At 64.4% G+C, this 22,059-nt stretch carries 11 protein-coding genes; 2 read left to right on the plus strand and 9 right to left on the minus strand.

The features are described from left to right. Nucleotides 1-116 precede the first annotated feature (116 nt). Both HAHE_RS10810 and HAHE_RS10815 read left to right on the plus strand, forming a co-directional pair. Complete coding sequence (locus tag HAHE_RS10810; protein ID WP_338684351.1) at nucleotides 117-1,493, plus strand: sulfatase-like hydrolase/transferase; 1,377 nt, start codon at nucleotides 117-119, stop codon at nucleotides 1,491-1,493. A gap of 235 nt (nucleotides 1,494-1,728) precedes the next feature. Beyond that, nucleotides 1,729-2,040 carry an SLBB domain-containing protein gene (locus HAHE_RS10815; protein ID WP_338690819.1) on the plus strand — a complete coding sequence of 104 codons (312 nt, stop codon included), beginning with the start codon at nucleotides 1,729-1,731 and terminating at the stop codon, nucleotides 2,038-2,040. 11 nt (nucleotides 2,041-2,051) lie between these two features. On the opposite strand, the gene HAHE_RS10820 is transcribed toward HAHE_RS10815, so the two are convergent. The 9 genes from HAHE_RS10820 to HAHE_RS10860 form a co-directional block, all read right to left on the minus strand. After that, nucleotides 2,052-3,386, minus strand: a complete 1,335-nt coding sequence (locus HAHE_RS10820) for a hypothetical protein (protein WP_338684353.1) — start codon at nucleotides 3,384-3,386, stop codon at nucleotides 2,052-2,054. Between the two features lie 75 nt (nucleotides 3,387-3,461). Continuing rightward, a complete protein-coding gene (locus HAHE_RS10825; protein ID WP_338684354.1) occupies nucleotides 3,462-4,367 on the minus strand; it encodes a peptidylprolyl isomerase in 906 nt (301 codons plus the stop codon). Continuing rightward, on the minus strand, nucleotides 4,364-5,029 hold the full coding sequence (locus HAHE_RS10830; RefSeq protein WP_338684356.1) for a hypothetical protein: 666 nt from the start codon (nucleotides 5,027-5,029) through the stop codon (nucleotides 4,364-4,366). Before HAHE_RS10830 ends, HAHE_RS10825 begins: the two co-directional genes overlap by 4 nt. A gap of 9 nt (nucleotides 5,030-5,038) precedes the next feature. Next, nucleotides 5,039-7,552: a Calx-beta domain-containing protein gene (locus tag HAHE_RS10835; RefSeq protein ID WP_338684357.1), complete on the minus strand. Its 2,514-nt coding sequence runs from the start codon at nucleotides 7,550-7,552 to the stop codon at nucleotides 5,039-5,041. A 20-nt stretch (nucleotides 7,553-7,572) separates the two neighbouring features. Then, nucleotides 7,573-17,838 carry a hypothetical protein gene (locus tag HAHE_RS10840; protein ID WP_338684359.1) on the minus strand — a complete coding sequence of 3,422 codons (10,266 nt, stop codon included), beginning with the start codon at nucleotides 17,836-17,838 and terminating at the stop codon, nucleotides 7,573-7,575. A 12-nt stretch (nucleotides 17,839-17,850) separates the two neighbouring features. After that, nucleotides 17,851-19,179, minus strand: coding sequence for a LamG domain-containing protein (locus HAHE_RS10845; protein ID WP_338684361.1), 1,329 nt, complete (start codon nucleotides 19,177-19,179; stop codon nucleotides 17,851-17,853). A gap of 11 nt (nucleotides 19,180-19,190) precedes the next feature. After that, complete coding sequence (locus tag HAHE_RS10850; protein WP_338684362.1) at nucleotides 19,191-20,138, minus strand: hypothetical protein; 948 nt, start codon at nucleotides 20,136-20,138, stop codon at nucleotides 19,191-19,193. 345 nt (nucleotides 20,139-20,483) lie between these two features. After that, nucleotides 20,484-21,473 (minus strand): hypothetical protein, encoded by a 990-nt coding sequence (locus tag HAHE_RS10855; protein ID WP_338684364.1) that lies wholly within the window; start codon nucleotides 21,471-21,473, stop codon nucleotides 20,484-20,486. 95 nt (nucleotides 21,474-21,568) lie between these two features. Next, nucleotides 21,569-22,012, minus strand: coding sequence for a YkgJ family cysteine cluster protein (locus HAHE_RS10860; protein WP_338684365.1), 444 nt, complete (start codon nucleotides 22,010-22,012; stop codon nucleotides 21,569-21,571). Nucleotides 22,013-22,059: the final 47 nt, after the last annotated feature.

The following is a 22,059-nucleotide window of genomic DNA, read 5'->3' on the forward strand; positions in this document are numbered from 1 at the left end:
GGCCGTGAAGTCTGGGGATTCCTTGATTAGGAGCAGCTTGCAGGCCATTCGGCTTCTCTGGCGCGTCAGGCGCCGCGAGGGCTTGGAAACCAAGGGAGGTTCGCCATGATGAGGCCGTGAAGCCCGTAATGATTGCCCTCGCCACTGCCCTTGGCGCCCTTTCCGCCTGCGCCGCGCCACCGAATTTCGTCTTCATCGTCGCCGACGACCTCGGCTACGCCGATGTCGGGGTCCACGGCTGCAAGGACATCCCGACGCCCCACATCGACTCGATCGCCAGCAGCGGTGTTCGTTTCAGCAACGGCTACTCGAACCATCCGTTCTGCTCGCCGATGAGGGCAGGTTTCCTGACCGGCCGGTATCAGCACCGGTTCGGCTACGAGACGAACGTGCCCTACGACATGGAGAACCCGAATCTCGGATTGCCCAACGATGTCGTGACCATCCCCGAGCGGTTGAAGAAGGCGGGCTACACGACGGCGGTGGTCGGCAAGTGGCACCTCGGCGCGCATCCGAGCAAGCATCCGAACAAGCGGGGTTTCGATTACTTCTTCGGCTTCCTCGGTGGCGGTCATGACTATTTCACCAGTGACCTTTCCCAGAGCCAGCACGAGGGTTACAAGGCACCGCTGATGCGGAATGGCGCACCCCTCGGTGTGGAGGGCTACCTGACGACCCAGCTTTCGGAAGAGGCGGCGAAGTGGATCGGCGAAAACAAGGACAAGCCCTTCTACCTCTACCTCGCCTACAACGCCCCGCACACGCCGATGCAGGCGCCGGAAGAGAAGCTCAAGCAGTTCGCGTCGATCAAGAACAAGAAGCGCCGCACCTACGCCGGGATGGTGAGCGCGATGGATGACGGCATCGGCATGGTGCTCAAGGCACTCGACGATGCCGGCGTGCGCGACAACACGGTGGTTGCCTTCCTTTCCGACAACGGCGGACCCGAGCCGCACAACGCATCGGACAACGGACCGCTGCGAGGTACGAAGGGTACCGTATTCGAGGGTGGCATCCGCGTGCCCTACCTCGTCTCGTGGCCGGCGAAGTTGCCGAAGGGCCTCGTTTTCGAACAACCGGTGATCGCACTCGACCTTCCGGTGACGGCCTTGAATCTCGCCGGAGCACCGACCGATGGCCCGCTTGATGGTGTGGATCTGATGCCGTGGCTGACGGAAGGCGGTGATCCTGCCGGTCCACCGCACAAGGCGCTCTTCTGGCGGATGGGGAACAATGGACGAAAGGACTTCGCGATCCGGCAGGGGAACCTCAAGTTCCTCCGACAGGATGACCTGACCGCCGTCTTCGACCTGTCGACCGATATCGGCGAGCAGTCGCCCATCGAAAAAAAGTCAGCGGGTCTGATGGCGGCATGGGAAAAGTGGAACGCGCCCAACAAGCGGCCGGCTTTCCATGGATTCGGAACCTACCACCAGAAGCGGAAGGCCTTCTACCAGCAGCTCGAGGACGAACCCGCCGATTCGCCGCGCTGAAACGGATTTTGCTTTGCATGACAAAGCCGAGAAGTGCACCCTTCCCGGGATGATCGGGAAGCGGCTGCTATTGCTGGGTTCGGCGTCCGTCTGCGTCGCTGTGGCGGGCGTGCTGGCTTTGGGCCATCGGCAGGGTGAAAGCCGAGCCGCCGAAGCGCGGCATGAAGGTTTGCGCGAAGCTCGGAACGACCGGTGGGATCGGCCGGTCGGTGACGTGGACATCTCCGAGAGGCGGATGGAGCGGACACTCCGGGGTGCCCACCCCGGGGAAGGTTCCCTGGCATCAAAGTCGGCAAGGCCCTTCGAGGTAACGGTTGGTGGCAATGTTCGGACACCGGGACCGGTGGAGATTCGCCCGGGTCAGGTCATTGGCGAAGCGATCGCGGCTGCGGGAGGAGCGAATGAGTTTGGTGCGATCCAGCGGGTCAGGCTGTATCGGGCGGGGAAGGTCTACGAGTATGACCTCAGCCAAGAGGCGCCACCTGCGATTTTTCTGCAGCCGGAGGATGTCATCAAAGTGCCGCAGAAGATGGTACTCGGGCGCTGACGACCGACTCGTCAGGGAGCGACTCGGGGTTCGCGGCGTTTCTTTCCGCGCCACAGCCGCCAAAAGACCCGCAGGCTGAGTACGCCGAGGAGAAACTCGGTGCCGAGAACGGCCCAGACCACCCACGGGACCGGTGCCGGTGGGGTGCGGGCCGTCGATGAGAGCGACAGTTGGTGGAGCATGACGATCTCCGGGAAATGGGGAGCGTGGAACGGGTCGCCGACCGCCGCCGGAACGAGCAGCCGACCGCCGGGCAGGGGCAGCGAGGTCGTGATCAGCTCGGCGCCGAGTTTCCCCGCACGTTCGTGGTCGCCGTGTAGCCGTGCCGCACCGAGCCCGAGTCCGGTCGCGCTGGTCCCGAAGCCTCCGATGACCGGTCCCGAGTCGGGATCGAAGTAGGTCTCTTCCTTGCCTCCGATGGTCGCGGGCCGGGGAAACTCCCGCCAGCCGGCACACCAGTCGTTTTCCTGCCAGAAGCCGGACGCGTAGTTGGCATAGAGCCGGTCCGCGATGTCCGGATCGACGCTGCGGATGAACGAGAAGAAGAAGCCGTTCGTGCAGCCGCGGCTGGGTGCGAGCGGCCTGCCGGTGTCATCGACCGCCATGTAGGGTGGCAGCGGTCCGCCGAAGGTGCCGACCAGCCGGTCCATCGCGGCCTTCGCCCATTCCTTCCGGTCGGAGCCGAGGGCGATGCCGGCATGGCGGATCATCGCGGTCGCCACACCGACGTCCGCCGGGAAGCACTGGTCGGGGTAGTCGTCGACGAGCCCGACGGGCGAGCGGTCGATGTCGGTCGCCAGATCGTCCACCAGCGTCCGGAGCAAGGGCAGGTGATCGTCCTTGCCGGTCAGGTTGTGGTGGGCGGTCAGTGAACCGATCATCAGCATCCGGTAGAAGCAGTTCGGGTCCTGCAAGTAATCGTCGCCCCAGTAGGTCTTCACCCAGTGGGCGTGGCCTTCGTCCAGCATGATACGGACGCTCGCCTCGATCGCCGCGGCGCCATACTCGGTTGGTGGATGGGCCGACAGCGACGGATCATTCTCCCACTGGTGCTGCAGGTTCTCCGTCGCCAGCAGGTAGAAGAAGGCTCCGTAGACCGGCCATTCCGTGGCGGTGATCTGGGAAACGTCGAGGGTCTCGGCCGCTCCCGACGCGATCCGCGCATCGACGTAGGAGGGGATCCGTTTCGACAGGGATCGGTGCAGGGTGAAGGCGAAGCGGCTGGAACTCGCGGATCTCAGCCCCGGGTCACCGAACAGATGCCACGCACTGGTGGCACATGGCACCAGTGCAAGTGCAGGTAGAAGAATACACAGGGCGAAGAATCGTCGGATGGCGCGCCGCATGACGAAGGGATCAAGGACCTGCCGGTACGCCCGGGGTGTGAAGGGCGTGTGAAAACCCGGAGAGCCTCGGCTGGATCAACGTTCCGGACTCGGGGGCTCGGGAGTGGCCGGTTTGCTCGCTCTCTTCTCCTCAAACTCGACGAGCCGCTCAATTGAGACCTCCTCTGCTGCCTCCGAGAAACGTTTCTGCTGGGCCTCACGCATGGCCTCCGCTTTCCACTTCACTTTCAACTCAGGTGCCATCTCCTCGAAGGGGCGCTTGCCCGGCTTGCCGACCTCTGAGACGCGGATCAGCCAAGCGGAATCTCCGATCACCTCGATCTTGCTCAATGCCGGACCGGTCTGCCCGGTGGCCCATTCGACGAGCTCTTCGGGGAGGATCAGATGAGGTTGCCCGCGTGTCACCCGACCCAACGAACCGCCTTGGTAGCGCGTGTCCGCATCATCCGAGAATTTCACAGCGAGGGCACCGAAGCCGCGCTGCTTCTCAGGGTCCGCCAGTCCCAGCCACTCTTCGCGGGCCGTTTCGAGATTCGCGACCGCGGCTTCACGGTCGGAAGTGATGCGCTGGCGGAGCACCGCTGTCACGGCCCATGCGGCGCCCGCAGAGGGCAGCGCCTCCCATGCGGCTTTCAAGTCGGCTTCCGTCGGCTCGGGATCCGGGGCCGACTCGAGGTAGCGGCTGGCGAGCATCCGGCGCTGTGCAGCTCGGACGGACGGCTCGTCATCGAGCTTTTCCCGCCGTGCCATCGCGGCGAACAGCTCGTCCTCGATGAGCATCTCAAGGGCGGACGATTTGTCGATCGCTCGTCCGGATTCGATCGCGAAATCGATGTCGGACTCAAGGATCCAGCGGTCACCGACCTTGGCGACCGCGTCCGGCGGTGCGGTCTTTTCGGACGGTGCCGGGGGAGTTGGGTCGCAGGAGCTGAGGAGCACCGCGATGGCCAGCACCGGAGGGATCCAACCGCAGGACTTCATCGTTTCCGGCGGAGAAGGGAGATGGCCGCGATGGCGGTCAGCATCGCGACGCCGGGCTCGGGGACGATTTCGAGACTGAACGAGTAGGGAGTGTCGACCGACGAACTCCAACCCGTTCCAGCGGTTCCGCTCTCCGCCACCCGGTCGCCGACCGAGTAGTCGTGCTCGTCGTCGATGGTGGGTCCGGTGGCCGTGGCGAAGCGCCAGTAGTAAAGTCCGGTGGCCAGGGCTTGGTCGAAGTCCGGCGCGGTCACGCCGAACACGATCCATGCCCGCTCACCCTCGACGCTGGGAAGATGACCCAAGGGCAGGATTTCCGGGTCGGGCAAAACAGTCACGAGCGAGTCGACACCAGTCGGCAACGAGTCAAAGGGGCTCGTGTCGTAAACCGCGAGCACCTTCGACAGATCGGGGGCGAGCCCGGTTTCGCCGACGATCATGATCGTCGTGTTCGCATTGGGGACCAGCTTCTGGATCCGCATGGTCAGACCACCCGCGAACACTTCCGGATCGGCCGCGGCGCCGGCCTGGATCGAGGTCCCCAGCCACTGGTTGTAGCTTGCCGTGGCGTTCGAGGTCGACGTCGGCAGGTCGAGCGAGCTGACCGCCGCCTGCAGCGGCAGCCACAGTGCGACCGCGATGATTGTCAGGATCCGCGCCACGCCCGTCACTTAGTCGGCATATTGGGCCTCGATCTGATAGAAGCAAGCGTTCTCACCCGCTTCGACCGGCAGGCTCACGGTGACCCGTTCCATGCCGTCGGAGAGGATCTCGCTGGCCACCTCTCGAATCTCCGCTTCCGGCGCGTCCGACCATTGCTTGAGGTCGGTCGAGACACGGATCGCGTAGCGGATTTCCGGAGCCGACGGCCAACGTTTCCACGTCAGTTGGATGCGTCCGTCGGTCGGTTTGCCGAGGCGGGTCGGCTCGATGTGGTCGAAGACATTCGGATTTCCGCCGAAGGCGAACTCACCGAGCAAGTCGCGGCCGTCGCCATCGCCGTCCGAACCGAGCGGCGTCGATTCCTCGATGGTGTGAGCCGTGCGCCACTCGTCGAGGGTCTTGGGCCGCTCGAGAATCAGGACGGTCCCCTGCGGGGTCTCGCCGAAGAGGTAGGCGGAGTCGGCAAGGACACTGATCCGGACATCTTCGGCACCGTAGCGGAGGTTCGCGATCGGAAGCGGTTCGACGTCGAGCACGATGACCTCCTGATAGGGCGAGAAGGTCACGGTCGCCGGCAGCTTCTTGTAGTCGAAGTTGGCCAGGGCCTTTCCGGAGGTCCCGAGCTTGGCGGTCAGCGAGGTGCTCATAGGCCCGCTGCGGCGGACGAGGATCTGGGCCGGCATGCCGAAATCGCTGTAGGCGATCCTTTCGGTCACCTCGATCCACACGCGGCTCGGGAGGTCGAGAAGCGGCACGCTGAGGGTGCGGTGGCCTTCGGCGATGGACCAACCTTCGGCGGTCGTGAGCTCGAGTTGGATGGTCTCGGTCGGCTCCTTGATGTCGTCGGCCAGCGGAACAATCTCGAAGTCGATTTCCTTCACACCTGCCGCGAAGTGAGCGGTGGATGCCAAGGAAAGGAAGTCCAGCCCCATGGTTGCGGTGCCGCTCCAGGTGAGAGGCACGTCGAGCGGAGCACTGGCATCGCCGCGACGCCGGACCGTGATGGTCGCGGTGGTCAGGTTCTCCTCGGAAGCCGCACCGGAGAGGGTGAGGAACAGGGTGGTTTCAGGAACGATGTCGCCGGTGACCAGAAGACCGAGGTCCCAGAGGTCGGCCGGGTCCTGAGGGAATTCGGCTCCGGTGAGATCGACGATCAGGTCGGGCGTGCTGCCGCCATCGCCGCTGAAGTCGACCCAGAGGGCATCGCCGACTCGGGAAACGTGATCGCGAAGGAAGGTCGGAGTGGTCGGGGAGAAGCACCCCGTCAGGTCGATCACGTCGCGCTCCTCGACCGAGAAGTCGAGCATCTCGACCGTGCCGGTCGCGTTCGCCAGCAGCAGCCGGTCGGCACCCTCGTTGCCGCGCACGCGGTCGCCATTGCCGACGACCATCAGGTCGTCGTGCGGTGATCCGGCCACCTCGTCCGCGCCGGAGGACGCGATGAAGATCCGGGCCTCGTCGCGGTCACCACCGGGAGTGCGCAGAGTGGCACCACCCGTGAGGCGGGAAGCATCGTGAACGGTGGGCAGGGAAGCGGGTTGGGATTCCGCCGCGAGCCCCCAACCGAGCCACATCGCTTCAGCATCGCCCGCGACGATACGCAGGTCTGCAACCGCCGGTTCGTGCGACGGCGTTTCGTCGCGGACCGTGAGTGGGACAATCCATTCGCCTTCCGCGCTGCCCGAGTGGCGGATGACGACGTCGCCCGCGTCGAGGTCGGCCTGGGTGAAAGTGGTGAGCGCATCCGTGCTACCGGCACGGGTGATGGTCAGGCCGGCCGGGAGGGTGCCCGGCACGAAGGTCAGCGCTGACGGCGCTGAGTCGCGGTCGATGGTGCGCACCACCAGGGCGGCCGCACCGCCGGGTTCGAGGTTGGCCAGAACCTCGGAAGGAAGCTTCGGCTCCTGGTCGGGGCCGGTCGGGTCGCTGCCCGCCGCGTATTCCTCAAGATTGGTGGCGCCATCGCCATCGGGATCGGCATCCGCATCCGCGAGGAATGGGTCGGTGCCGTTCTCCTCCTCCCACCAGTCGGGAAGGCCGTCGCCGTCGCTGTCGGGAAGGGAGCCTTCGACGATCAGATCGAGGCGCTGGAAGTCCCCATGGTCTTCGGTCGAGAGTTCGAAGGTCGAGGTGGACGGGTCGGCAAGCCGGGTCGGCAGCCCCTCGACCGAGATGGTCGTGTTTCGGAAAGGCAGGCTGGGGGTGCCCGACGGCAACCGGAGGCCGGCCAGTACGCCGGGCATCGTACCTTCCACCGCGAGGTGCTGGGGAATGCGCAAGACATAGGACATCGTGCCGTTCTTCAGCGGCGCGAGATTGCCACGCACCGTCTGGACTTCACCGCCGGACGCTTCGTCGGGTGTCACGGTCCAGACGATCTCGCCGGAGGTCAGCACGTATTCGGCACCACCGCCGAGGTGCAGCACGCGGCCGTAGAAGACGATGTCGGGTTCGGGCATCGCGCCGCGGGCGGTGAGGGTCGCCAGGGTCGCGATGAGCGTAGGAAGGATCCACGTTTTCATGGGACGTCGGGGAAGGAGGTTCAGTTGCCGCTGGCGCTGTAGGTTTGAAGGAGGAGGCGGATGTCGCGGATGCCGACCTGGTCGCGCAGCGCGGTGCCGGCGGTCGACTGGTCGAAGCCCGGCAGGGGCGCGCCGTAGATCAGTGTGTCGAGACCGGCCTGCCCGTTGGCGGCGTCGTAGAGCAGCGTGTTGCTCGGAATGATGAGCACCCAGCGGCTGTTCCAAGCGCTGCGTCCGAGCAAGCGGCTGGAGCCGAGCATTTCCTCGGACGACCATCCGCCGGCATCATGGTAGGCGCGGAAGCTGCTGAACTTGCGCAGGTCCTCGAAGTGACCGTCGGCGCTGCCGCTGTAAGGCTGCCAGTCGTCGCTGGTGAGCTCCTGGGTGCCGATCGGCAGCGGCGCCGGGATCCGCTGGTCGGCCACCTGCCACGAGCGGAACTCGAGGTCGCCGCTGTTCGGAAGGAACATGCGGTCCTGACCGACGGGGATGAAGTAAGCCTGCGGCGTCTGGCTCAGCGCGGTGTTATTGTAGCCGTCGAAACGGACACCGACCGAGCGGATCTTGGTCGAGAAGTTCGACGCGTTGTAGGTGCTGTCACCGCCTGCCAGACCGAGCCCGAACCAGTTTTTGCCGGCCTCGATGGTGGTGGTGAAGGGGATCACCAGCGCGGGTTGCGCGCCTGCGGACTCGGAGGAGAACGGACGGCAGTAGCGGCGGAAGACGTAGCCGTAGTTCACGCCGTTTTCCTGATACTCGTAGTTCCACAGGTCGGGCACGCGCCAGGTCTCGAGTTTGGTCTGCCAATCGCCGTTGACCCGCGAACTCATGCCGACGCGCGCAAGCTCGCGGCGCAGCGAGAACTCGGTGATCTCGGTGGAGCTCTGGTTCAGCCCCATCTGGCCCTTGAGCGCTTGGAAGTTGCCGTCGAGCAAAGCGAGGCATTCGGCAAGACCACCCTGGCCGAGGACCGGTTCACCGCCGTCCCATTGGCCCAGCGTCCGGGTGCGGAGCATCTCGGCGAGCAGGGGTGACGCGTTGGCGGCGTGGAAGTCACCGAGGTTGAGTTCGTACTGGTAGGCCTTGCCGGCGAGGTAGGCGTAACGGGCGGCGAGGTCGAAGCTGCTGCGGTACTTGCGCAGAGCGTCGTGGTGGAAGGTCCGGAAGGTGTAGTCCTCGTAACGGAGCTGCGTGGTGGTCGAGGCGACCCGCTGGTTGAAGACGACCCGCTCTTCGAGGATCGCCTCCGCGTCGCCGATCGTGGTGCGGACTCGGTCGCTCGCGGCACGCATGCTTTCGAGGGCATCGATGACCGCCAGCAGCGCGTCGCTCTCGCTGTTCACCAGATCGTTGATTTCGCCGAGCAGGTCGACGATCTCCGACTTGAGGTCACCCTCGAGCAGCGCCCGGTCGAGGTCGACGAGCACGGCGTCCGCTTCCAGCTCCGCGCGGTACTGCGCGATCTCGAGCGGCAGCGAGAGCGCGTTCAGGAGAATGGACTGGATGGCGGCGTTCGCCTTCACAACGCCCCGGGCCGGTGCGGTGGCGTCCACCGAGAGTCCGACGGATGTGGGCATGGTCTCCGCGACGGCATCCCAGATCAGTTCGGAGCTGTCGGCCGCCTTGAGAAGGGGGGTGCTCAGGGCATACATCGTCGTCGCGACATCGACCCAGTGTTCGTGCTGCTCGCCAGCCGACCTCGAGATGGTCAGGTTGTCGGCGGCGATCGCGGTCTTCAGTTCAAAGCGCTTCAGCAAGTTGCGGAAGTCGTCCGCCTGGCTTTCGTAGGCATTGACGGCCATCCTGACGCGCCACTGGGCGTGGACGAGATCCTGAATCGCGGCCTGGATCTTGCCCGGACTGCGACGCTCGGCCCACTCGTCGGGAGCGACCAGTGCATAGCCTTCCGCCGCGCGAGGCAGGTCCAGAGTGATGGATCCGACGTCTTGGGAGGGGAGATCCATGTCGGCCGGGAAGTACTTCGAGACCGAGTCCATCAGCGCGCCGTCGACACCGACTCCGCCTTCTTCAAACGGATTGGTATCGTGGACGAGATTGTGCAGTCCGGGAACGATCGTGGTTTCCACCACTTCCCCGGTCAGGGGATCGAGGATGTCGCCGCCGGCTGACACCTGGTCGACATACATGAAGAGATAGAGGTCGGGTCCGCTGTAGCCGGAGGGGTAGGCCTTGCCCGGTCCGATCATGCCGGCATACGGCGTGCCGTAGTACTCGATGAGACGGTTGCGAAGCGCGAGATCCTGATCGATCGCGGCCTGCCGGAGCGTCTCGGTGGTGGCTTCGGTCCGGCGCAGCTGGAGACCGATCTCGCTCGCGTGGTCGAAGCTTCGCGACGCGTTGGCTGCGGCATCGACCGCGCGATCATAGAGCTGCTCGAAGTGACTGCGCCACACCGGGGTGCCGGTCGTGGTCAGGTTCGGGTCGATGTCGAACGGCACGATATTCGGATCGAGGCCGGCGGGATTCAGGCCGCGGTCGGAGGAATCGAGCTTGGCCTGGATGCTCGAGGCGCTGGCGGCGATCAGGCGCAGCTCACCGACGGTAGTGCGGTCGACCTTACGGATGCCCGTTTTCTGCGGGTCGGTCTCTTCGCCCTTGAGCATCGCATTGGCGGTCAGCCAGTCGCAGAGCGCCGCCGTTCCGGTGCGCTGGGCGGTCTCGAAGACGCCCCAAGCACGGTCGCTGTTGCTGTCCTTGTAGCCCTGCCACTGAGCGTTCGGGTTCTCCGTGTAGGCCTTGCGGTAGACGAGGTCCATCCACTCGGCTCCACAGGTCGCACGGGCAGCCGCGGCTTTGGCGAAGGCGCGCTCGTCCAGGTAGTCGACGTCGAGGACGATGCCGTCGATGTGGTACTTCTCGCTTCGCGGCGTCCACTGGAAGTTGTTTCGGGTCGCGAGGTCGTAGTAGCCCTTCAGCGCCATGGTGTAGTGGCCCCATGCGTCGCCGTGGCCTTGGGGATAGAGGCGGCGGGCGTCCTCATCGTCGATGAATCCGTCGTTGGTCAGGTCGTCGATGCCGTAGTTCAGCACATAGGCGGCCTCGCCCGCTCCGTTCGTGAAGTTCCAGAGGAGGCGGTTGTAGGACGGTCGGGCGCCGGTCTCCGCACGGCCGCGAACCATCGCCAATTCCTCGTCGATGAGGTTGGCGGTCTGGTTTTCGAAGGCGTGGATCGTCGGTGCCAGCGTGCCGAACTCGCCGCCGACGGTCGCGTAGCCGACGGTCGGATCCTGCAGATCCGCGTAGGCCTCGTTGCCGAGCAGCACGTAGAGGCCGGAGATGCGGTTGGCGGCATTCAGCAGTGCGGCGTTGACGCCCTCGGTACCGGGGAGGCCGTCGATGGTCAGCATTTCCCCGCGGTCGAGCACGGTCTGGTAAAGCTCGATCAGGCCGACGTTCTCGATCGCGTCCTTGTCGGGGTTGAAGGCGACGGGGCCTTCGTGCCGCTGGCCGGCTTGCTGGATCGCGCTGGTGTAGGTCGCGGGAGCGCCGCTGTTGCGGAAGTCGTCGTAGCGGGCGTCGAACAGGTTGACTGCGTCGGTCACTCGCTTGATCCAGCCCGGAATGAGTTGTGCGACGTAAGCGGCATCGATATCGACCGACGGCGACGCTGGGTCAGGCTCGCGGCTGTTGGCGGCTCCGGCCCAAGCGCTCCAGCCAGTCGGGTCGTTGCGGTGGCGGTAGCGGCAGAAGACAAGCTGGTCGGAGATCAGCGACGGACCACTGCCCGCCAGCTGAACTTCATTCAGTCCGAGGCCCTCGCGGAAGACCGGCCATTCGCCGGCAAGCGGTGTGCCGTAGGTCGGCTTGTCGATGCCGGGGGGGTTGAGCTCGCGTCCGTCCTCCTCGCGCATGACCCACTCGAAGTAGAGGTCGGCGACATCGCCACCGAAGTCGGCCGTGTGGCGCAGCGAGACCTTCTCATCAAAGACATTACCGGGTTCCATCACCGCGACCGAGCCGCGGTATTTCTCCGTTTCGACGCGGATCACGTGCATGGCGACCGGCAACCCGTCGAGCGCCGGATCGTCGTTTTCGGCGAGCGTGACATAGCCGCCGGAAAGTCCCGAGGTCGAGTCGAGCAGCCTTGGATTGGTGATCACCGCGAGACCCGTGCCGAGGGCCGAAGCGGGGACCGCACCGCCGCCGATTTCCGCCGGGGTGAGTCCGATGCCCAGCGATCCGGTGATCGCGACACCCTCGGGATTCCGTGAGAGCTCCGCGAGTTCGGTCGCGGCGGCCGGCCAGTTGCCGCCGCCGAGGGCCGCGAGGATTGCTTCGTCTTCGGAGGTCAGGACATTCGGCTGCAGGATGGTCTGCGCACCCGGCGTGACGAGAAGATCGCCGTCGCCGAGGATTCGTCCGTTCAGGACCCCGCGCACGCCGAGCTTGTGCGTACTGCTGTCGTAGTAGATCCGATCCTGAAGCCCCGCCGGGAGATCCTTGAAGCGCCAGATCAGTCCTTCGACGATCAGGTTTCCGGAAGCGGGGAGTAGCGCCTCGGGGAGGTCGCCGAGAGGAAAGTCGACTTCGTGTGAGTCAAGTGCCGGGAACAGACGCGCAAGGTAGTCGGTGCCGATGACTCCCTGGTCCAGCGATGGATTCATGCTGTCGAAGACGGTCTTGCCGCTCTTCCATGCGACCACACCCGGAAGACCCGGCGGCGGAACGAGGTCGCCGCTGTGATCGCCCGAGTATTCGCCGCCGGCGAAGGTCAGCGTCTCGCCGGCCTTGAGGGTGGCGACCGGCTGCGGCCACACGGTGTTGAAGGAGATGTTCAGCGGGCGGGCTCCGGTTGGCAGCGCGAAGGGCACCGGGTCGCCGGGCTGTGCCGCAGGATGCCAGAAGTCGGCACGCATCGGGTAGTGGAAGACCGCAAGGATGTCCGCTTCCGGATCGGTATCGCCGGAGACCACCCATGGCATGTCGTTCTTGTCCTCATAGTAAGAGATCCGGCCGCCGACATTCAGCCCTTCCGTTTCCACGGGTGTCGGATGACCGGCAAGGACGGTGTCGAGCGGGTGCGGCGGCACGAGACGGGTGCCGGCGATGCCTTCGTAGAAGAAGGTGTAGGCCTGGTTGGAGGAAGGGAGCCTGGGGTCGATCGTTTCGGCGTCTTCCTCAACAACCTGATAGACCTTCATGCGTGCCACGGGATTCGCGGCATCGGTCGCGTCCACGTAGTCGACCAGTACGTAGGGTTGGCTGGTGAAGCTCTCGTCGCGAGCGGTACGATTGAAGTCGTTGTGGAGCGCGAAGGCCGCGAAGCGGCTGGTCTCGAGGAAGGAAGGGGCAATCAGTCCGTGTTCCTCGTTCGGGTTGAAGCCCGCGCTCGCGGGATCCGGTTGGGAGTAGATCGACGGGGCCGTGATCCCGGGTGCGGTATAGAGGTCCTGTGCAGTGAAGGTCCGGGCACCGCCTTGGATATCCAGATCGAAGGATCCGAGCGGGTCGCCTTCGCCGATCTGGCTGACGACGAAGCTGTAGGTCTTGCCCGTCTGGACGCTGGCGACGTAGGTCCACCCGGCATTCGAAGGACCATGGGTGGCCACGAGGTTTTCCAACGGATTCGAGGGATTGAAGATGCCGTCGTAAAGATAGACGTCGAACGGCTGAGGGCTCCGGAAGAAGGCCAACGAATTGTTGACCAGAGGGGTGAACGAATAGGCGCGGTAGTGAACCGCCCCAGCTTCGATCCCACTCTTGTCGAGCCTTGGACGATTCCAGGTGGGATCGGTGTCAGCAACCTGCTCTTCGTAGGTGTAGGCGGTCGTTTGGGAGAGCTTCCCGGTTCCCTCGCTGCCGAGGCGGGAAGCGATCACGATTCGCTCCGGATTGCTTGGCCATGAAGGCAGGTAGCGGGCGGCGGTGTACGGCCATCGGATTCCGTCCTGCACGCGATACCATGCCACCGCCAAGGCTGCCGGTTCGTGATACTCGGGGCTGTAGATCGCGTTGACCTCGCCGACGCGATGAACCACCAGCGCGTTGAGGAGAGGATTCGGATCGTTTCCTGCGGGGGGAGGATTCCCTCCGATCTGGGGTTGCATCACGACCACGATGGTTCCCGATGCATCGGCCCGCGCTTCCACCGTGTAAGCGAAGCTGTTGGAGGCGGTCGAGCCACCGGTTTCGGTGCCACCCTCGGAGGAGTAGTTGTCGGCCACCTGGGAGCCGTTGATCGAGATGTCGCAGAAGCGGGACCAGTCCATGCCCTCGTTGGTGAGCAGCTGGAGGTGGTAGAGATTCCCCGGGACGAGCCCTTCGATGGTGGAAGTCACCGGTCCGTTGCTTTGGTAACGGATGTCCCGCATGATTTCCCCAAGTGCGGCCGCGTTTGCTCCCGAGAAGGTCGGTGCCGCCTTCCAGTTGTCGATGTAGTTGTTGGCGGTGGTGGTCACCGTGACGCTCCCCTCGACGGCTTGGTTGGACGCGTTGCGATCGCTGCGGAAGGTGACGCCGCGGACGCTCCGGTCGCTGTCGCCATACATGCTGACCGCGATCACGGCCTTGGCCGGATCGAGAAGCAGGTCTTCGGTGCTGTCGAATTCGACGACATGCCCCGCGAAGAGGCGCGTCTTGTTCGGGTCGTTGTTACCGGCACGGTCCCCGACGGCTGGCAGCGGCTCGTTGACCGGGATGATCGGACCCTGAAGGGTGTTGGAGTCGTAAATGCCGGCGTTGATTGGGGCGAGCGCGGTGAGGATGTAGCCGTTGTGGCCGACCGTGGTCAGGTCGTGGGCGGGCGTTTCGATCGCCTGACCGATGGTGGCGGGGAGGTTGAAGTTGCCTTCGGCAGCGGCTGACGCTGCCCAGGGGATCGAGTTGACGACTTTCACAACCAGCGACTCCTGGGTGGTATTGCCGGTGGCGATGCCGCCCGCGCGCTTCGAGAAGAGCAGGATACTACGCCCCGGTTCGGAGGCCGCGAACTTGCTGCCCGTCAGGTAACCGCCGCCTTCGGTGTAGGCCATGCGAAGGAACTTCGTGCCATCGGTTGCGGTGGGATCGAGTTCCACCGGAGGCGCCTCTAGAATGTGGGTGTAGCTCGACGTTTCCGGCCACACGGCCTCGACTTGGACGATGACATTCTGCGCCGGATCATCGGGCGCGGCGGTGTTCTCGAACTCGACGGTGAAGCTGCCGGGCTGGAGAGCGTAGAGCAGCCGGTTGACCTCGTCCCAGTCCTGCATGTCGTCCCATGTGCTACCTTCGCCGGCGTCGCTCACGGTGCCGGTTTCAGGGCGCTTGAACCGGTTCACGTTGGTGGCATCGATTCCCGTGATGGTGGAGAAGTTCACGGCGCTGCCGATCACCACGCGCTCCTTGTAGATGGCCCGCGCGTAGTCCCAGATGATCACCGACGGGCGGGTGATCGTCACGAACTTGGAAGTGATGTTCGGACCGTCGAAGGGCGAGACCGATCCTTGGCCGCCGGTGTAGCCCTTCAGGCTCAGCACGCTCGTGCCACTGCTCACGCTGGCAGGGGCGGTGAGTTCGACCGTGGTTCCCTGATCGATCCAATACTCGCCGGACCCGCTTTGGTAATCGGTCGTGACCACGGTCGCGCCGTCCGACTGGCGCACATACTCGAGCACCTCGAGCTTGAGGCCGGTGGTGTCGAGATACGCGAGTTGCGAACTGTTGGCCCAGGGAATGAAACGCCAGGAGGTGGAGTAGCTGCCATCCGCACTACGGGTCATTTCCTGCAGTCCCTGGTAAGCGAGCCCGGACGGCTGGGGCGAGAGGCCCGAAACGGGTTCGAAGGGTCCCGTCCAGCTGCCTGTGAAGCGCAGCGGGGCGAAGTAGCCGCTGACGGTGGCGCGTGCGGGATCCTGATGGACCAGCCGCACCTTGGTCACCTCACCTGATTCGGGGAGCACGACGGAAAGTGACGGAACGCCAGGCTGGATGTCGACGAGTGTGGATTGCAGGGGCGAGGGGGTGCCGACCTGTGGAGCGTCTGCGGCAACACTTGAGTTGGCCGAGACCCGCAGCTGGTGCTGCTTCTTCCAACGCCACGTGATGCTTCCGGGCTGGCTGACGATGATCTTCGGCGTCTGCTGGCGGTCCTGATACGCAGGCCATTCGATGATGCCGTCGACCCCTTCGTTGGCGACATCGGCGACGCAGCCGGTGGCGACATAACCGGTCGAAACCCATCGGGTTCCCGGCATGGTCGAGGTCGATTCGGCACCGTCAATGAAGGCGGTGAAGGGTTCGTCCTCGGCAATCCAGTGCTTCTTGACGACGGGATCCGGATCACCCGCCGCGGTTGAGGTCAGTCCATCCGTTCCATCGAGGTCGGAATCGATCTCGATTGCGTGCTCCGTGCGCCAGAGGAAGGTGATTTCGGTGTCGCTGCTGGCGACGAAGTTGACCTCGTTGGCGGTGCCGTTGACGGTTGAGTTCTTGAACTGGTAGCCGGTGCAAACGAAGCGCGTGACGGCGGTGTTGTTGATCAGCTCCGAATTGTTCGGGTCCACAGAGTCACCCGCGGCGTTCTGATAGACGATCTTGGGAGCCCGCAGGGTCACGTTCTCGTCGATGGCCGCGGTCATCTCCCGCTGGCCCGGGCCGGTCGGGCCGAACTCGGAGTTGATGGTGATGCGATAGTTTTCCAGCAGGCTGCCGTCGGCATCGATGAAGGCAACGAAGCCCCGTCGGAAGTTAGCGGGCGGGTTCGGCAATGTGGTGGCGTTGCCGGCTTCGCCCATGGTGAACGAGCCGTTCGTCCAGCTACCGGTCAGAATCGCCTTGTTCTGCGCGAAGGCGATGCCGGTGGTGTGCTGTTCCCCGGGGATGGTCGCGGGGATCGAGGCATCCTCGGTCGGTACAACGTGCCACTGTCGGCTGAGGTCGGGCATGGAAATCCGTTCCCAGAACAGGTGCGGTTTGGAGGAACCGCCGAGTTCCGTGGCCGTCGCGCTGGTCGCCAGCGAGTTCTTGGTCGAGAGGCTGCCGCCCGCCCGCCCGGCGAGGTAGAGCGAATCGCCCGCGACGGTCATCTCGGAGACGAAGTCGTCGCCTGCCGACTGGTACAGCCGCCATGCCTGATGGTGGAGGTTCGTGGCATTGAGCCGTGCGACCCAGATGTCGTGGGAGAAGGTGTTGTCGGGGAACTGGAGGCTGTACGGGTTGACTTGTCCTCCCTGGGCTTCCTGGCCGTGGGCCACGGGACGGAGATTCCTGTTCCAGTCGCCCGCGACGTAGAGCGAGCCGTCGTGGTACAGGACTTCGGTGATCTCCGAATGGCTGGTGTTCTCCAAGCTCTCGAGCTTGCAAGGCGTGAAGTAGGAGGTGTTTGACCTTGCCAAGGCATCGGTGGTGTCGATGCGGAGCAGCAACGGCCAGCTCCCCCACCAGAAGTTGTAGTTGTTGTAGACTCCCGACGGAATGAGGGTGCCGTTCGGGTTGGCGGCGGTGACGATACGGCGACCATCGTCGTCGATGTGGTCCATGATCGCGTTTCCGTTTGCGTCCGGATTCTTGAACTTGAGCGCGAGGAAGATCGCGCCGGTATCGTCGGCGGCGACGGCCGTCGAGTAGTCGTCGCACCACGGGAAGCCGTAGGTCGTTCCCCAGTCAGCGGAGAGGTCGGCATTGAAGCGGATCACCCAGGCATCCGTGAATCGATCATTCCCGCTCTTGCAGGCGAGGACGAGGGAGCCGAAGACCGTCGATCCCGAGGTGTGCCACTTTTGGTTCACCTCCATGGAGGCGCCGAGCGCCGAGCCGCCGACGATGACCTTGCCGCCCTGTACGGTCAGGGTGCGGGCATCGGCGTATGAATTCGGGAAGTCCGTACCGGTTTTGGCGAGGATCTGCGTGTAGTCGATCAGGACACCGTCGGTAGTCAGGCTCGCCACGAAGCCGGTGTTGTCGGTCCGGGTGCCGCAGACGTAGATGGTGGACGCGCTTATCTCGATGTCGTTGATCTGCCAACCGTGGTCCGGTCCCATGATCGTCTTCATCGCCTTGGTCCAAACCACCGTGCCGGAGGCGGGGTCGACCTTCGAGATGAAGCCGTCCTTGTGGCCTTCCGTGCTGGTGGTCCAGCCGGTGATGTAGCTGTGCGTCAGCGTCGAGGCGGTGCGGAAACCACGATTCCATGAGTTGCTTTCACGGCTGAAAGCGGAAGCCGCCTCCGAATGGAGCTGCTGCTCCGGGTCGATGCCGGTGATCTGCTTGAGCTGAACTTCGGCGGCGGTTGCCACACCCGTGAGTCCGAGACAAGCGAGGGCGAGGGATCGGTTGATGCCTTGCATGGGAGAAAAGGGTCAGGGTTGGACGAGGGAGGTGCTGGTGCTGACGCGGGTGAACGTCACGCGTCCCCGGGCTTCGAGGGTTTCCTTGTTGAGTCCGGTGAAGGCCTCGTGGATGTCACCCTCGAGCACCTGGTCGGTGCCCGACTCGCCGTCGTCGATCTTCACCCGGACCGTGCGACCCATGGATCGGCCGTTCTTCAGGTCGGGGTGGTACTTGTGGCGGAAAGGGTTGAGCGGATGGCTCGCGGGCAGCGTCATCTGCCCTTCGAACCAGCCGGAGTCGGTGCCGAGCGTGAGCCCGCTGCCATCGATCGGCATCGTTGCGGTGCTGAAGCGCTGGCCGACCAGCTTGCCGCCGCGCATCGTGATTCCGTCGAAGTTCGGCAGCTGGGATTCGTCGAGGACGATGACCGTTTGCGGTGAAGCCGGCGGGACGACGCGGGTACGCATCAGGGTGGCCTCATCGAGCAGCTGCACGTTACCGCTGCCGGAGACGAACATCAGCACGTCTTCGGGGAAGCCGGCCGGGGTCGGCTGCCACTCGCCGGTGGCGGCGTGTTTCACCTCGTCCAGAACGGCCTTCCCGAGCCACAAGCCGCCGAGATCGGCGGACAGCTTGGCCGGGCTTGGCGTTTCGCCGCTGTAGATGCTGGCGATCTCGGTGTCGCCGAGCGCTCGCGAATACACGCTGACCTCGCGGATCGCTCCGGCGAAGTTCTCGGCGTTCCCGGGCAGATCGGAGCCGATGACCAGAGGCTCGTCGATCTGACCGAAGACGACCGAGGCGTCGTGCTCGACGGGGTCCTTCACACCATCGATGTAGAACCGGACCTTCGAACCATCGTAGGTAACCGCCACGTGCTGCCAGACGCCGCTGTTGCCGTTGAGGAGGACACTGCTGTCCCAAACGCCATCGCCGGTCCCCCCGGCGGGCGTGAACATGTTGGCGCCGAACCGCAGATGGCGCGCCCAGGTGACGGTGAAGGTGAAGGGAGCCTTGGTGACTCCCTTGGTCACGATGCCGTTCCAATCATCGAAGCGGGTCGCCTGGATCCAAGCCGTGATGGTGAGCTGGTTGGTGACCCCCGAGGCAATGTTCTGGACGCTCCGGAAGTGCTCGTTGTCAAACTTCGCCAGATAGACGCTGCGCGGGTCGCCATCCCAGTAGGCTCCCCAGCCAGGACCGAAGAAGTTCGCGGTCGTGCCGGTCCACTGGTCGTGAATCACGTTGCCACCGCCTTCGTTCATCGGGAAGTAGGCCTCGAGTCCGTCGAGCAGGTCGGCTCGTGCGGAAAGGCTTGGGATCAGGGCAAGCGCCGCCGTTGCGAGGATCGTTCTCATGGGGTGATCGGTCAGTTGGATGCTGCGGGGACCTCGACCGGCACGCTGATGCGCACGCCGCCGCCGGTGATTTGCAGGAGTCCCGCTCCCGGGCCGGAAGTCCGGACGCGCCACTCGGCCCGCGGGTCGAGGGACTGGCTTCCCGTCAGCGGGGATTCGGTATGGATGCCCGTCAGGCGGGCGAAGGAGACCGAACCGCTGGAAGTGATCTGCGCCGACACCGGAAGCTGGCCGTTCTTGCGCATCTGGAGGGAGAACGAGCCTCCGTCGCTTGAAACGACTCCACCGTCGCCGGCGATCGGGATGCTCACATCGAGCGGTCCCTGATGCTCCGAGCCGGTGTCGCACCAAACCCAGTAGCCTTCACCGCGCCGGATCGTCTCGGTCGGGGCGACCGCGATCCAGCGGTCGCTGACCAGCTTGAAGGCGCGCACCGGTTGATGGGCCGGTGAGCCGTCGAAGAACCGGGCGAAGGTCGGCGGCGCGGCCGGATCGACGTCGAAGCCGGTGAAGTTGAAGGAGGGTGCGATCCACTTGCGGCGCTCGAAGACCGGCTCGCCGGTCACGGTCCAGACGCAGGCGGCCGAGGTCTGGATGAGCAGCGCCTGCCGTCCGGTGACCGCGTGCAGGTTGTTGAGGAATGAGGCCGGGTGGCTGGAGGGCAGCCAGTTTTGCCAGGAAGACGACTTGCGGGGCAGGGCGGCGGGATCGGTCAGCGAGTCGACTTGGGCGACCGTCGGCAGCCATGCCGAGCAGCGTTCGACCGGCAGGCCCGCGAAAAGCGTGGATGGCGATGGCTGACTCGGCCGGATTTCGAGGAACACGGCATTCCAGCCGGCCTTCAGATTGAAAGTCTGCTCGGCCGCTTCGATGGCCGGGGCGAGGGAGAGAATGACGGTCGCGAGACCAACGAGGGGGCGGCGGGAGAGAGCCGGTGGGGATTCGAGGGGCGACGTCATAGCAGGACCAATCGGCGGAGAATTAAGGAATTTTTAATAATACGCGTTTGCGTAATGAAGAATGGAGGCTCGATGGCACGGAGGCTCCATAAAATTTTAGATTTGTAAATAGTTTTTATTCCTTAACCTAACAGCGTATAGCCATTGATATTGCTTGCTTCCTGGAGGCTGCGAGTGGGACGAAGGAGGTTGCCCAACCCTTGATGAGCTGGCTGAACGGCGCGACAACGGGAATCGCTTCGTGTGGGCGGCTTGGATTCCGCCGCTGAGGAAGCCGGCGAGTTTGCACGAAAAAGCCGCGCTCCCGGAGTCGGAGGCGCGGCTGGAAGGGGGGCGGAGGGTCGATCAGGCGTCAGCGCCCTTTTTCTTCTTCTTCGGATTGCTGGCTTCCGCCTGCTCCAGCTTGTTGCGCAGCGACTTGATCGTCTTGTCCCGCTCGTTCAGCTCCTTGCTGAGTTGCTGCTGTCGGGACTCCATCTTGCCGGTCTGGCTTTGAAGGCTCTCGAGTTTCTTGGCCGTGGCATCGGCGCGGTCCTTGGCCGCCATCATTTCCTGGGTCGCCTCGTTGGCGGTCATCAGGGCTTTCTTCAGTGCAGCCTGGCCCTTCTCCGCGGTTCGTTGCACGAGGGCTTCCATCTCGGACTTGAATTGCGCGTGTTGCTCCCGCAGCTCGCCGAGTTCCTTCTTCGTTTTGGCGAGTTCCGTCGTGGTCGCGACATTCAACTTCTTGGATTCCGCGAAGCCATTCGACATCTCGTGGATCTTCTTGTCCATCGTGGCGGTCGCGACCTTGAGCTTTTCGTTCTCTTTCACGAGCTCGGCCATCTTCCGCGGCTCCTTCAGTTCGTTGCGCAGGTGGTTCAGTTCGCTTTCGAGCGCGGTGAATTCCTTCACGGTCTTCTCAAGCCGGCCGTGGAAGTGGACCAGCTTCTCCTGAGCCGCGTGGCCGATCGCGAGGCGCTGTGCCTGCGCCTCGGCCTTGCTCTTCCACTCGGCCTCGGCCTTGGCGTGGGCGACTGACTTCTTCTCCCACTCGGTGGCGGATTTCTGACTTTCGGCGAGCTGCTTCTTGAGCTGTTCGATCAGCTGGTCCTTCTCGCCGATCACCTTCTTGCTGTGTTTGACCGTCTCGATCGCCAGATCGCGCTCGCGGATGGCGGTTTGGACCTGTTGTTCGGCCTGTTTCAGCGTGTCGGCGAGCGTGCTGAAACTCTCGCTGAGCATTTTCTGGGTCGACTCGGGGGCCGGCTTCTTGTCTGCGAACGCGGCCGGAACGAGGCTCGCGCTGAGGATTCCGAGGAGGAGGGCGATACGTGGGGTGTGTTTTGTGTTCATAAAGTCCTAAGGATACACTCCGGGGCTACGCCTGATCTTACGGAAATGCAAAGGGTTTCCGGAAAAGGATCCGCCACCTGCGCATTCGCACCGGTCTAGCGCAGGGAACGCAGCGCATCGCGCACTGCAGTCGGCAAACTCACGGCACCATTTCCGCCGAGTCGGGCATCGATTTCCTCCAGTCGCTGGATCAGGTCGCGGACGTCCTCGCGTTTCGCCGGACCGCCGGCGGCGGCACAGAAATGGGTCCGGCAGCCGAAGGGCCGACCGTCGTAGATGCGGCATTTGCCACTTTCCGGATGGAGAAACGGGCACGAGCCGTCGGCCGGCATCTCGAACTCCTTCCGGCCCGCCGCCCGCCACGCCTTGGCCGCCACGAATGCCTCGCCTTTCGTCAGGTAAGGCGTGTGACCGACCAGCCGGAACCGGCAGCAATCGGCGATCCCGGTGCAGTTCCGCTCGATCGGCCGGTGGCTCCACTCGGCGTAGATCTCTCGCACCTCACGCATCGCTTCGTTGAGGGCGGGGTCGCGCTTCATGGACCGATTCGAGGGGATGCGACCGCGGGGATCAAGGTTGGCGAGTT

The sequence above is a fragment of the Haloferula helveola genome, assembly GCF_037076345.1.
GTDB lineage: Bacteria > Verrucomicrobiota > Verrucomicrobiia > Verrucomicrobiales > Akkermansiaceae > Haloferula > Haloferula helveola.